Origin of the sequence: uncultured Candidatus Kuenenia sp., assembly GCF_900696675.1 — a bacterium.
Lineage (GTDB): Bacteria > Planctomycetota > Brocadiia > Brocadiales > Brocadiaceae > Kuenenia > Kuenenia stuttgartiensis_A.
In genome coordinates this window covers 1-12,638 of record NZ_CAADGZ010000103.1, presented here as the reverse complement: position 1 = coordinate 12,638, position 12,638 = coordinate 1, and the positions used below count along the sequence as shown (strand labels likewise).

The window sequence follows — 12,638 nt, the reverse complement described above, 5'->3', positions numbered from 1 at the left end:
CCAATTTGCCTGGTCGTTTTGTGAAACAGGACGAACGGTAATTGAATGAAGTAGTTCGTTGTGTGTGTTATCGATTGGTGTTGTATGCTGGTTCATGCCCTATAATATAAAATATTTTAGGGGGAATGTCCACGTTTTTTTACATATCTTTGTATATTATGCGCTTATGGAAAACTTTGACAGCGCCGTGGTAGGAAGATAGTCTTCCCCTTTCATGACGAAGTCGATAGATATACCCTAAGGGGCTCTCTTAGAGATGCAGAGATTGATATTGATGAGTTTGTGAAGAATCTGTAGGGTTAGTTTTTTATGAAGGGGTGATTGGTAAAAAGTTTCTAACTTAATAAGGTACAAGGATCACAAATAGAAAACACCTAACAATTCAATACAGCGGACGGCAAAAACCGCTGCCGCTGATTTCTGCGTTAGCCCAAAAAACAATACTTCTATTATTCATGTGACGTGCTATACTACTAAAAACAATAACCTTGAATTTGAGGGGAGAACAGAATGTCAACAGTAAGCAAAATCAAAGAAGCGATAGAAACCCTTCCAGAGAATGATTATGTACAATTGAGGCAGTGGTTTTCGGAAAAAGACTGGAAAAAATGGGATAATCAGATTTTAGCGGATTCAGAAGCAGGAACGCTGGATTTCCTGATTAAGGAAGCCCTTGAAGAAAAATCGAAGGGAAAGCTTAAAGAACTATAAATGCATCGGACAACAAATCGATTCTGGAAATATTTTGAGAATCTTCCACCACTTGTTCAAAAGAGAGCTAGGAAGAATTTTGAGCTTCTCAAAAAGAACCATTCGCATCCATCTCTTCATTTTAAAAAAGGTGGAGTGCTTTGGTCAGCCAGAGTCGGAATGAATCATAGGGCACTTTCAGTTGAAGATGGTAAAGATTATATTTGGGTTTGGATAGGTACTCACGATGAGTACGAGCGTATGATTAATAAAAAGGGCTAACAAGCGCATTAAGCCAACCACCAATAACTATGCGATTTAATATTTATTGAGGCTGCCGCTTCAAGCCTTTCTTGCAAGCGTTACGCACAGGTGGTGGTTGCTTATGCGAGACGTTAGCCGTACTAAACAAAAACAGGAACCAATCAGGTTATACCTGAAAGAGTTCTTTATTTCCCATCATAACTTCATGCATTAGACCAAAATTGTTTTATGGGGGTATCCGCTTGACTCAAGTAGAGCCATATCTTGTGGTTTACGTATGTAATCGGTCACCACGAATATTTCGTCCCTTTACTGGCTCACTGGTTCAATGTTAACAGCCTTTAGTGGGTAATCTTCTATACCCACCTATACTATATGTTGTATCTACTTGAGTCAAGCGGATACCCCCATTGTTTTATTTATAAGACTTTCTACAGAAAGGAATCGGAACGATGAATATGCATAACTACCTGTTACCGTTACTGCTGACTCTTGCATTTGTATTTTTTTTATCAATGCCAGGGAGCAAGGCGAGTAATTGTTTTGCCGGGGATGCATATGCAGGAGATAAATATGAATACAAGGTGGCGCGTATCACTACTGTGGGAATCCCTGAAGAATTGCTTAATGCTTCAGGTGATGAGGGATGGGAACTTGTACTGATCCATCAGGAACAGAGATTTAAATACTTAATATTTAAAAGAAAGGTTGTTGATGATTATGAGAAAAACAAACAGGTTGCTGTTCCTTCTGGGAAATAATACCTCCTTATCGTATCGCATGAATTGAACACCTCTGGGATAAACCAATCATAAAGCCTTTGAACCGCAGAATCCCCCCCCTCCTCTTTCCCCAGCTTACGAAGGAATGTATTAAGGGGTGGCAAAAAACTTATTTTAAAAAAGAGGTTTTACCGGATAATACTATCCGATGTTTTCGTTTCGTTTCATTTCATCGCATCCCTTTACATAGTACGTTTCCCATGCTTTCGTTTCTTTTTACAAAAGGACTTTAATTTCTCCAGCGAAAACGTATTTATCACATCTTGCGATTCCAGCCAACCTCTTCTGGCAATTCCTACTCCCAGTTCCATCATCCACATTTGATCTGTGTGGTGGGAGTCGGTGCTAATAGCTATCTTCACTCCCCTCTCTTTTGCCTTTTTACAATATATGTCATTCAGGTCAAGCCGGTCATAATAGCAATTAATCTCCAGCGCCGTGTCGGTTTCCGCACATGCATCCAGAACTTTTTCGATATCAACATCATACCCAACGCGTTTGCTGATAAGGCGTCCCGTTGGGTGTGCGATAATGTTGACAAATGGGTTTTGTATGGCGGCAATCATTCTTTGCGTAATCTTCTCTTTTTCCTGTTTAAAACCGCTATGTATGGCCGCTATCACTACGTCAAGTTTTTCGAGCATTCTGTCTGAAAAATCAAGGGAACCATCCGTCCTGATATCAACCTCAGAGGCTTTCAATAATGTAAAGCCTTTTAAATTTTTATTGAGTTTGTCTATTTCATCAATTTCCTTAAGTAATCTTTCCTCAGTTAAACCGTTTGCTATATGGAGTGATTGTGAATGATCGGATACCACCATATATGCATATCCCCTCTTCATCGCATGTTCCGCCATCTCCTCAAAGGTGCAGTGCCCATCGCTCCAATTGGAATGATTATGAAGATCGCCTTTTATATCGGAATACTCGATCAATTTGGGTAGTGTTTTTTCAATGGCGGCTTCAATTTCCCCCCTGTTTTCCCGCAATTCCGGAGGAATCCAATCCATCCCCAATATTTTGTAAATATCAGATTCATGCCTTCCGCCTAATTTCTTTTCTCCCTCGAAAATGCCATACTCACTGATTTTATAACCCTTTTTCTTTGCCAGTTCCCGGAGATGAACGTTATGGTCCTTTGACCCGGTAAAGTATTGCAGGGCAGCCCCATACTCCTCTTCATTTACCACTCGCAGGTCCGCCTGAACGCCCTCTTCCAGTCTGACGCTTCCCTTTGTAGTTCCGGAGGCAAGTATCTGCGTCACTTCCGGCATGGTGACAAATGACTTTATTATTTCTGCCCCATCATTTCCTGTTGCAAGGATATCAATATCGCCAACAGTTTCCTTCATCCTTCGCAAAGAACCGGCAGCCTGTATTTCCTTAACCTTTGGGTTTTGTTTTAATCGTTCAATAATCCTCTTTACTATCGGATATGCCATCCCTATGGAAATGCGTTGCTGGCTTGTTTTGTATAATTCTATGCCTTTTACGATATTCTCAATCTTTTTTTCTCCAATACCGAACAGACCCTTCAACTTCCCATCCCGGATTGCATTTTCTATATCAACAAGATTCACAATACCCAATTCCTTATTGAGCATCGCAACCGTCTTTGGCCCTAAACCTGGTATCTGCATGAGTGCGACCGTTTCTTCAGATATCCCCTTTGCAACCTCCTCGTATTTTGACATTTTTCCCGTTGTAATATATTCAATAATTTTATCTGCCGTGCCTTTACCTATTCCGGGAATATTGGTTAATTTATCGTCCCTTGCGAGGGCTTCAATATCTTCCGTTAAGTCCTCTATTACCCTTGCCGCCTTGCGGTAAGAGTTGATACGAAAGGTATTTTCGCCTTTCAGTTCCAGTACATCAGCAATTTTTCCGAAGAGTAATGCAACTTCGTGATTCTTCACACATAAATCCTCATATATTTCTATAAATGCTCTGTTAGTACCTTAACAGTAATTTCTTTGCATACTTCCATTCGTCAGTGCGTGCTTTTTTGCAAAATATTTATTGGTGAAATACGAAATCCTATAACAATTTAGTTTTTTGAAAATTCCAGTAGGTGCGAAGCATTTGCCAGTACGAGTATGAATGCATTTATGATAATTTATAGCAAATGCTTCGCCCCTACAGTTTCAAAAAACTAAAGTGTTACTAAATACGAAACAAATTCTAATGACAAAATGATTTGAAATGTTAAACAAGCATATCTTTCATTTTCAAGCTTTGTATTGTTGGATGTTTTGAATTTGTGTTGAATTTTATGTTTGTTTGGTTCCGGTTTGTCAGGATTTTAGGCATGTAAAAAAATAAAAAACGAGGCCGACGGGAATCGAACCCGCAACATCCAGATCGACAGTCTGGTACTCTAACCAATTGAGCTACGGCCCCTTAAAAGATGTTTTTTATTTTTCAAAATTGCAGTATTTTCAACTAATTGTATATTGCTTATTGAAAGGCATTCAAGAGATGATACTGCCTTATTTCCCAATAAGCAGAAAGGATATTAGCAGGTTTTTGTATCAATTTCAAGCCTTTTGTTTTGTCTGATTTAATCGTTACCGTGTACTTTGGTAATATTCACTTAATATCTTTGCAACTTCGTGCCTTGTAAAGGTTGGAGGAGGCGCCTCTCCCTCGCTTAACATTCTTCGCACCTCAGTGCCGCTTAAGATGACATGATTTGCTGAGTCATGCGGACATGTCTTATAAGACGCCATACCATTGCACGCTTTACAATAAAATGTATGGTCAAAAAAGAGGGGAGTAATTCCTATTTCATGCGCATCAAATTCATCAAATATATAATGTGCGTCAAACGTCCCGTAATAATTCCCGACCCCTGCATGATCCCTTCCCACAATGAAATGCGTACAGCCATAGTTTTTTCTCAACAGCGCGTGGAAAACTGCTTCGCGCGGGCCCGCATACCTCATTGCCGCAGGAAAGACGGACAACATCGCGCGGTCTTTCGGATAATATTTTTCTAAAAGAACTTCGTAGCTCTTAATCCTGACGTCTGCAGGGATATCATCGCTTTTTGTCGCCCCTACCAGTGGGTGCAAAAGGATGGCGTCAACAATCTCAAGAGCACATTTTTGAATATATTCATGCGCCCTGTGAACGGGATTGCGCGTCTGGAAACCGACAATTCTCTTCCAGCCTCTTTTTACAAACAACTCCCTTGTTTCGGCAGGATCGAGTCTGTAAGCGAGGAAGTCTCCGGGTTTTGCCCTGTTAACAACACTCACTTTACCGCCAAGAAGATAATCATCCATCTTGTAAACATAATCAACACCGGGGTGTTTTTTATCGTCCGTTCCATACACTTCAAGCGATTCTTTCGTCTTATCATGATGGAATATCTCTTCCAAATGTAATATGGCAATTACTTCATTTGCTTTATCGATAAGGGCAACATCATTCCCGGGCTTAAGCCCTTCAATTTCTTCCTTACTCGCCGATAACGTCACGGGAATAGACCAAGGGAGTCCGTTTGCCAGACGCATATTATTCACAACAGTATCATAATCTTCTTTGCACATGAACCCCTCAAGCGGACTCATTGCGCCAACTGCAATCATATCGAGGTCCGTTATTTCACGGGAATCGAGTTGGATTTTTTTCATGGCGTAATTTTTCGCTTTATCCAACAACACTTCTCTATCTTCTGCGGAAGCTATCCGGTTTATAAGTTTACCCCCATGTGGAGGGATGTTCTTGACCATAGTTCACTCTTTCTCCTTTCAAAACTGTTTAAATGTATGCGATTTCTCCTGCTTTGCACCTGCTTTTATAAGGAACTAAAATTGTTGCGATAAAATTAATTCCTTACCTTTATCACAAATTCTTCTTTTTTCCCATGCGAATTCCAGATTGTCCAGATTGTTTTATCCTTAGTCATCCGTGCTTTTAATGAGGCGCTTTCGCTGCAAATCTGAAACGGCAATCTCAGTTCGATTGCCTGGACGGGGCATTCCTTTACACAGCAAGCACACGTCCAGCAAGCCGATTGGTCGCGTATTTCCGCTTTCATATTTTCCGTACGGTAGCAGAGATTTCCCGGACATATGCGTTCGCAGCGTGCTTCCGGTAATCCTTTACAGCCATTGCAGATGGTTTTGTCGATAAAAATGCTCATTATTGTAAGGGCCGTTCTTTCATCTTTATTTCATTTGTTTCAACGTCATAGACAGAATTTACATACTTAAGCCAGCGATTATCGTCTTTTTGGGGATAGTCCAATCTGGTTTGATAACACGCCCATCGGGTCTCCTTCCGGTAAATGAGATGTTCCACCAATGTCCTGGCAACATCAATCCGATCGATACACTCCAAGGCTTCTACGAGGTTGTAACTATCCGCCGCCATCAACTCCGTTGTATGGTTGTGCAAACATTTCAGCAATTGCCGGGCTTCCAGCAATCTGTTTTCATGCAACATGTAATTAAAGGAAATACCCCCGGCATATTCATCCATGATTTTTTGAAGCCGTTCTCTCACATCCAATGGTGTTATCCCGTTAGTTCTGTTTAATAAATTAAAAATCCTTGCCTTTTCCTTTTCAATACTATTTTCGTCAATTTCTTCTGAAGAGACGTTATCAATGTCTTTTAGCGCCGTTAGCGCCGCAATAGCGCCTTCAGCCCAACAGCCACTGACATATTTTTTAGGAGCCCCACCGGCGGCTTCGCCAGCGGCATAAAGCCCTGGAATGGTAGTTCTCCTTTCCGTATCAATCCAATATCCCGCCTGGCAATGACCACCCACAACATAAGGTTCCGTACCGCGTATTTCAACGGGTTTTTTTCGCGGCTCCATTCCTTCGCTTGCCCACATAAGAACAATCTGAGGGTTCATATTCAAATAATCTTCTTTTAGTTTCCTTTCTTCTTCTTCATTCAGGTGCGTTGTGTCAAGATAACAAGGCCCACGGCATGCCCTCATTTCCTCAAGCGTGGCAAAAAGTCTGTGTTGAGTCAAACATTTTCTTCCGCCCAAATGCTGATAATGGCAGCCAAGATAGTCTTCCCCCAGCGCATTAACCTGTTTTGAACAAACACCGATCGCAATTGTGCCTGTAGGGGCATTTACGTCTTTTACGCGCAAAGGGATAAACCTGTTCTCAAAACCTGTCATTTCGGCGCCAATACGAATCCCCATTGCATAGCCCGTCCCGGCATTCCATGGGCAATACCACATCAAATGCCTCGCGCCGCCGGTATTATTAGGTTTATATATCCCGGCAGCTCCTCCGGTAGCAACAATAACGGCTTTTGCCCGAACTACATATAAATTACCACCCCTGACGTCATAACCAAACGCACCACAAACCCGTTTTCCATTATAGATAAAATTTGTCGCAACGACGCGGTTTAACACCTGAGCCGCCGTTTTCCTCACCGCTTCAGCAAGCATAGGCTTCAGCCTTTCGCCAAAAATGCGAATACTGCGCGTTCCCCGGTTTTTGTAAGAGCCGTCATCATTTTTTTCAATAGGCAGCCCTAACGCTTCCACCTCCTTTACCACGTCATTAAATCTTTCCGCCATGGTAAGGACTAAATCTTTCCGTATAACCCCTTCAAACTCCCTCGCAACAAAATCAACGTATGATTCAGGGGTTTGTCCCGGATGAATATACGCATTAATAGCATTAAGCCCCATCGCCAAACAACCGCTGCGTTCAATATGTGCCTTTTCCATGATAACCACTTTGCAGCGGGAAGATTTTTTATAAATTTGCATTGCTGCAAAGCAGCCGGCCGCACCTCCGCCGATAATTAATATGTCTGCATCAATATTTTTAATATCCATTTATGGTAACACTTCTGGAGAAAACATTTTTAGGAAACATCAACATAATCAGAATGAAGCTGGAAAATTAATATGCTATGGATATTTTAATCTACTTTATGAGCGGTAATTTCGATTGTTCTTACACAAAGACCTTGAATTAAAGCAAGATTCCAGAGTTCATCTTTTCAAAAAATAACAAAGTGCCAATGGTACTTATATTTTATTAATATGTCAAATTGAAAACGCCCTTCTTCATCAATGTAAATTCGTATTTTTGATTTGTTAAGAAATTATGTAACTTATATTTCTTTATAAATGAACAAATCCTCCTCTATCCTTCCTGAGAGGTGATCTATCAAATTCTATTCCTGGTAAGGCCTTAAGGGATTGGTAAAATAAAAAATTGATAATGTTTCATGATATTTGTATAATGTGCCCATGCCTATAACGAAAGAATTAGAGAATATACGAAAGTTTGAATCTGTCGGGTTTACTCACGATCAAGCGGAAGTTCTTACAGAGACCCTTGAACAATCGCATGTTAACGGACAGCAAAACCTTAAGGATTTTCTTAACATTAAATTTAATGAGATGGACGTCAAATTTAATGCGATGGATGTCCAGTTTAATGCTCTTCGTAACGATATGGATGTAAAATTTAACGCTATGGATGTAAAATTTAATGTTCTTCGTAATGATGTGGATGTCAAAATTAAAGATTTCCGTAGCGATGTGGACGTTAAGTTTAAAGACCTTCGTAACGAAATTGACTTCAGGTTTCTGGAAACCCGTAATGAGATTGTCAACCTTGAGTTTCGCATAAGGGCTTCTCACGCAGATTTGCTTATGAAGATATTTGCAATCGTAGCCGGTTGTACCACTATTGCCGTTGCTGTAGCCAAGTTATTTTAACCCCGCCAAAGGCGATATATTCCCATTGCCTTTCGAGAGTTTCACTCCGCTTTATTCTGCCTTTTTTTGATCTCCTCATAGCCGCCTGCATTTATTACATTTAGATATCCCATTTTATCCAGAATCTCTTTTGCAATACCAGACCGCCTCCCGCTTTCGCAATAAAGGAAAATTTTTTCATCCTTGTTTTTTGCAACCGACTCAATTTTCCTTCCAATTTCTTTATATGGAATGTTTATAGCATCCTCAATATGTCCCGACTTGTATTCCCCGGCAGTTCTTACGTCAATCCAGATTCCCTTCACATCGTTCACTTGCCCCCCAATTACACAATTAATTACGACAGTTAAAAAACATAAAGCCATAACTAGTTTTTTCATAATCAACTCCATTTCTAAAATAATGTATCTATAAAAATTGATACCCTCTCAAATCCGGTATGCCTTTCCCTGAGTTTAGTGATTGATTAGCATTTTATTTGGAACATCTCAGTAAATTATAGCAGTAGATAGCTGTCAGTTGATAGAAAAAGAACGCCCAACTACCACCCTTGAGCTGGTTTAGTCATCTACGATTGGACAGACTTGAGAATTTATCCATGTATTAAGGATTACCTCTTCCTTAACTCGTGGGATCATTAGTACTATCTTTCCGGATTTTAAAATGAGGCGAAAGGGACGAATTAAATAGTATAGACAGAGCCTCTTTGAGGACAAAGGTACTGAAAACCTGTTTGAGAGAACTTTTGGATGTGGAAATATTTCTTTAAAGAGAATCTTCACCTTCGTTTGAAATGTATCCGCGATTTGTGACTTGATAAAACTACCGGGAACGACGGGAAGAGTATCTTCTCTGATAAGTATTCTTTTATTGATAAGCCGCACTAATTCTTTATTTAAATCCTCTGATTTAAAGCTACTAAGGGCATTATGAAAAACGTCATCGTGCTCCCCCATGATTTCCCTTACAATGGAAAAGGTAGTATACATTAGGGTATCTATTCCGTATTTTTCGGTTTCAGACTTAAACCTTACCCAATCAATATCATCTCTATAATATTTAAGGGTTTGAAAAATATCACACAACTGGATAAGTGCACCTTTGCTACTAAAACCTCCATTTTGATTTATAAACCGGTGTTTTAAAAAATGTAGACAGAGGTGAGTAATTAAATCCTCCGGACTGAGTATCTGTACTTTATTGCCAGAAAATTCTATCGTTCTGGCCTCTTCCCACCACCTTTCAATAATGTCATTAATAATACGAATTCTTACTGGGTGTGCCTTCCTTGCTATGTGCCAGTGAATCTCCACCGGGATATTCTTATCTGAATGAACATAACTTATATGCTGGTGATTTTCTCTGTACCAATCCGGTTGCATTTCACCCTGGAAACGATAGTCTAATCCGGACATTATTTTCTCTGCACAAAGAAGGTCTTCTTTTTTAACGAGAAGGTCTATGTCATTCATTTGCCGTAAACCAATATCGCCATAAACAGTTTTCGCTAAAGTCGCGCCCTTTAGAACAATAACTTTCACACCTTTATCACAAAATGTCTCTAAAATCCTCTTTAATTCCGCATAAAGGTACATATTCCTGGCTAAATTTCCATGATAAGCCGTTCTCAACTGAGCCATGACCTCTTGAGGTATACAATGTCTCTTACTGATATTCTTTAAGTTGTGATACAGTAATGGGGCGATACCATGCCAAAAAGCAGAAGCTAAAACCTCTTCCCAGTTTAACGGAATGTTTATTACATCCTTAATTTTCTCTCCTGTATTCCCTGAGATGCTTGCCTGAAGACAATGGAGTAAGAGCCTATTTTCATGTGATATGTTCATTATCAGCCTCCAGGATAATTTTATCCAATTTACTATATCTTATCAGGGAAACAATACGTCATCGTATAAGTTTTAGTTACTTCTGCATTTCTTTCCAGAAAAATATCCCCATGATAAAGAAGCCAGGCATGGCCCTCCAATTTCTTTTTTGCCTCTCCATCAGAGAACCTCCCGTTATATCTCACTCCAAAACAAACAAAGACGTTTATTCCCAATTTACGTAAAAAGTGATAAAGAACTAAAGACCGCCTGAGACAGATATTTTTGTCTGTCCAAAGGTTATGCCTCAATATGTAGTCTGTAAATTTTACGATCTTATCTTTCATGTTTTCCAGGTCTTTGTTACGGCAAACTCTAAAGTTCCGTGGTGCAAGCATCTTCATAACCCTGGGCAGGGACAAAAATCTGAACAGGAAAGGCAAAACGTTAATCAGGAGAAAAATTCGGGTAAAAAGCCATATCTCCCCGAAGGAGCTAAAATGAGTCCTGAATTTTTTAATAGCACAAGTTTTGTTACCCATCTACAACCTTCACTAATTTTTCACGGATAAGTTCATGAATAAGATTCAGTACACTTTCTCTGGCCTTTTCAGGTAAAACATCAAATTCATTTTGAATTATTTCGCTTATCTCTCCAGCCGTAAGACCGCTACTGAGCATTTGCCAGATCCGCAGTCCTGTTTCATTTAAGGTGAAGTACATCTTCGTGCCCAGATGGAGAAGGACGGCCTCTTTGCCCTCTAATTCAGTAATAACAACATCAGGGTCAGGCGTTACCCTATAATTTAACTCCAGCATCTTTTATCAACCTCCTTTTCAGTATTTCTCGTAATTATTCAATATGAAGTGAAAGACCTCCCATCCCTTCCTATCTGCGAAGGAGAGGAGATAAGAAGTCCCCCCTTCAAGAGGGGATTTAGGAGTGTGTTTAATAATCTTGATATTATGCAAATATCACTTCCGTCCAAACCATGCGAGACCAGGGGTTTCCCGAAAACTCTTTCAGCCAGTCTACCTTCTTAAAATAATTCAAACAGAACCAACAGGGAAAATAATCTGAATCTCTAAATTTACCATTGCTGTAGTGTTCAAGCTTCTCTTTTTGAAATTTCCCACTAGCCTCAACCAAACTTACATAAGCCTCAGAAAAACTCATCTCATTCAAATTGCCTATTATATCATCGTTTCCCACATCTTCTCCATGTCCCGATAAATTACAGCACATGGTGACATTGCCTCGCCAGTCGATGTTAATCTCTTCCATTTTAAGCGAAGCGCAAGGAAAGAGTTCGGTCGTATAGTATCCCGATGCCATAACAATAGGAATGGAAAATGTTTTCTGGAGCTGACAGATGATAGTTTCTGTTTGCCTTCTTTCTATCGGCGAAATGTCCATATTTTCTGATACGATTCGGGGAGTTGAAATAAGATGGCCAAGCCTGAGTCCCCGGCCTCCCAGTTTTGCTGCAAGCATGGCTATTTCATTTAATTCACCCCGACTGTGGGACGTAATGACCGTATTGAAGGTGAAGGGAATATCTTTTACCACGCAAATGCTTACTGCCTGCATCACCCGGCGATACGAACCCTTTCCACGAAGCATGTCATGTGTTTCCTCCCTTGCACCTTCTAAACTAAAGGTAATTCCAGTAAGACTATTAAGATGCGGGAGCAACTTCTCATAAATTCGGGTAAAATTCCAACCATTTGTTACAAAGCCAAAGTTATATCCAGCTTCTGATACCATCGTGAGCATCTCGGTAAATCCGGGATGCAACGTTGGCTCTCCGCCAGTAAAGGAGATGTAATCAAAGCCATGCCCCCTGGCATTCCGGAGAATTCTTTCTAAGATTTCTATTTTCAGGTCTCCGTCACCACTATGCCTTCCATCAAGGCAATGATGGCAACTTAAATTACAGCGATTGGTAAGTTCTATCAATATTCCCGGCATTGTAGTATTACTGTATAAAAGCATCTCTTCAGCGTAAATATTACACGATTCCCAACGGTTTCAGGTTTACAACCGTTCGGCTGGGCTCACGACGAAGCCTGAACCTATCTGTAATTTATTTGTCATTTGTTCTGCTAATAGAAGGCTGGATTGAAAGTATAAAACATTTGGTTCAGGTTACAAACCTGATAATCATATAGAAGGCACCTCCGAGCGCACTCTTCATGGTAAAATGGAGGATACCGTGAAAGGCGATTGTTAAATAATAACAAAGTAAGGAGGGAGCGAGCAATGGGATATTTCGTAGGAATAGATTTACATGGTGATAATAATTATATTGGAATACTCGATGAGGAGGATCGGAAGGTATTCAAGAGGAGAAAC

Annotated in this window: 12 protein-coding genes and 1 tRNA gene; 3 read left to right on the top strand and 10 right to left on the bottom strand. The window is 40.2% G+C overall.

From position 1 onward, the window contains the following. The first annotated feature begins 510 nt into the window (after positions 1 to 510). Both QZT26_RS13275 and QZT26_RS13270 read left to right on the top strand, forming a co-directional pair. Positions 511 to 711, top strand: coding sequence for a hypothetical protein (locus QZT26_RS13275; protein WP_099326774.1), 201 nt, complete (start codon positions 511 to 513; stop codon positions 709 to 711). A 695-nt stretch (positions 712 to 1,406) separates the two neighbouring features. Beyond that, the gene (locus QZT26_RS13270) at positions 1,407 to 1,715 is read left to right on the top strand and encodes a hypothetical protein (RefSeq protein WP_099326776.1); all 309 of its coding nucleotides are present in this window, start codon (positions 1,407 to 1,409) and stop codon (positions 1,713 to 1,715) included. A gap of 203 nt (positions 1,716 to 1,918) precedes the next feature. Here the strand turns inward: QZT26_RS13270 and polX are convergent, their stop codons facing one another. The 5 genes from polX to QZT26_RS13245 all read right to left on the bottom strand — a co-directional run bounded on the left by polX (position 1,919) and on the right by QZT26_RS13245 (position 7,562). Beyond that, positions 1,919 to 3,655, bottom strand: coding sequence for a DNA polymerase/3'-5' exonuclease PolX (polX, locus tag QZT26_RS13265; RefSeq protein WP_099326777.1), 1,737 nt, complete (start codon positions 3,653 to 3,655; stop codon positions 1,919 to 1,921). 410 nt (positions 3,656 to 4,065) lie between these two features. Then, positions 4,066 to 4,139 (bottom strand) — tRNA-Asp (locus tag QZT26_RS13260). A 167-nt stretch (positions 4,140 to 4,306) separates the two neighbouring features. Then, complete coding sequence (gene sat / locus QZT26_RS13255) at positions 4,307 to 5,476, bottom strand: sulfate adenylyltransferase (protein ID WP_099326778.1); 1,170 nt, start codon at positions 5,474 to 5,476, stop codon at positions 4,307 to 4,309. A 95-nt stretch (positions 5,477 to 5,571) separates the two neighbouring features. Then, positions 5,572 to 5,889 (bottom strand): adenylylsulfate reductase, encoded by a 318-nt coding sequence (locus tag QZT26_RS13250; protein ID WP_099326779.1) that lies wholly within the window; start codon positions 5,887 to 5,889, stop codon positions 5,572 to 5,574. After that, the gene (locus QZT26_RS13245) at positions 5,889 to 7,562 is read right to left on the bottom strand and encodes an adenylyl-sulfate reductase subunit alpha (RefSeq protein WP_099326780.1); all 1,674 of its coding nucleotides are present in this window, start codon (positions 7,560 to 7,562) and stop codon (positions 5,889 to 5,891) included. Before QZT26_RS13245 ends, QZT26_RS13250 begins: the two co-directional genes overlap by 1 nt. A gap of 420 nt (positions 7,563 to 7,982) precedes the next feature. Here QZT26_RS13245 and QZT26_RS13240 point away from each other — a divergent pair, with 420 nt between their 5' ends. Continuing rightward, a complete protein-coding gene (locus QZT26_RS13240) occupies positions 7,983 to 8,456 on the top strand; it encodes a hypothetical protein (protein WP_157820743.1) in 474 nt (157 codons plus the stop codon). Between the two features lie 41 nt (positions 8,457 to 8,497). Here the strand turns inward: QZT26_RS13240 and QZT26_RS13235 are convergent, their stop codons facing one another. The 5 genes from QZT26_RS13235 to QZT26_RS13215 all read right to left on the bottom strand — a co-directional run bounded on the left by QZT26_RS13235 (position 8,498) and on the right by QZT26_RS13215 (position 12,254). Next, positions 8,498 to 8,836 carry a rhodanese-like domain-containing protein gene (locus tag QZT26_RS13235; RefSeq protein ID WP_230408023.1) on the bottom strand — a complete coding sequence of 113 codons (339 nt, stop codon included), beginning with the start codon at positions 8,834 to 8,836 and terminating at the stop codon, positions 8,498 to 8,500. Positions 8,837 to 9,016: 180 nt separating this feature from the next. After that, on the bottom strand, positions 9,017 to 10,303 hold the full coding sequence (locus QZT26_RS13230) for a nucleotidyltransferase family protein (RefSeq protein WP_099326782.1): 1,287 nt from the start codon (positions 10,301 to 10,303) through the stop codon (positions 9,017 to 9,019). Positions 10,304 to 10,335: 32 nt separating this feature from the next. After that, positions 10,336 to 10,824 (bottom strand): lasso peptide biosynthesis B2 protein, encoded by a 489-nt coding sequence (locus QZT26_RS13225; protein WP_099326783.1) that lies wholly within the window; start codon positions 10,822 to 10,824, stop codon positions 10,336 to 10,338. Then, positions 10,817 to 11,101, bottom strand: coding sequence for a PqqD family protein (locus tag QZT26_RS13220; RefSeq protein ID WP_295102738.1), 285 nt, complete (start codon positions 11,099 to 11,101; stop codon positions 10,817 to 10,819). The genes QZT26_RS13225 and QZT26_RS13220 overlap by 8 nt, the downstream gene beginning before the upstream one ends. Before the next feature lie 145 nt (positions 11,102 to 11,246). After that, positions 11,247 to 12,254, bottom strand: a complete 1,008-nt coding sequence (locus tag QZT26_RS13215) for a radical SAM/SPASM domain-containing protein (protein WP_169704478.1) — start codon at positions 12,252 to 12,254, stop codon at positions 11,247 to 11,249. Positions 12,255 to 12,638 lie beyond the last annotated feature (384 nt).

Coding starts and splice junctions, on each gene's coding strand:
- QZT26_RS13275 (WP_099326774.1), top strand. CDS start 511: ATGTCAACAGTAAGCAAAATCAAAGAAGCGATAGAAACCCTTCCAGAG.
- QZT26_RS13270 (WP_099326776.1), top strand. CDS start 1,407: ATGAATATGCATAACTACCTGTTACCGTTACTGCTGACTCTTGCATTT.
- sat (WP_099326778.1), bottom strand. CDS start 5,476: ATGGTCAAGAACATCCCTCCACATGGGGGTAAACTTATAAACCGGATA.
- QZT26_RS13250 (WP_099326779.1), bottom strand. CDS start 5,889: ATGAGCATTTTTATCGACAAAACCATCTGCAATGGCTGTAAAGGATTA.
- QZT26_RS13245 (WP_099326780.1), bottom strand. CDS start 7,562: ATGGATATTAAAAATATTGATGCAGACATATTAATTATCGGCGGAGGT.
- QZT26_RS13240 (WP_157820743.1), top strand. CDS start 7,983: ATGCCTATAACGAAAGAATTAGAGAATATACGAAAGTTTGAATCTGTC.
- QZT26_RS13235 (WP_230408023.1), bottom strand. CDS start 8,836: ATGAAAAAACTAGTTATGGCTTTATGTTTTTTAACTGTCGTAATTAAT.
- QZT26_RS13230 (WP_099326782.1), bottom strand. CDS start 10,303: ATGAACATATCACATGAAAATAGGCTCTTACTCCATTGTCTTCAGGCA.
- QZT26_RS13225 (WP_099326783.1), bottom strand. CDS start 10,824: ATGGGTAACAAAACTTGTGCTATTAAAAAATTCAGGACTCATTTTAGC.
- QZT26_RS13220 (WP_295102738.1), bottom strand. CDS start 11,101: ATGCTGGAGTTAAATTATAGGGTAACGCCTGACCCTGATGTTGTTATT.
- QZT26_RS13215 (WP_169704478.1), bottom strand. CDS start 12,254: ATGCCGGGAATATTGATAGAACTTACCAATCGCTGTAATTTAAGTTGC.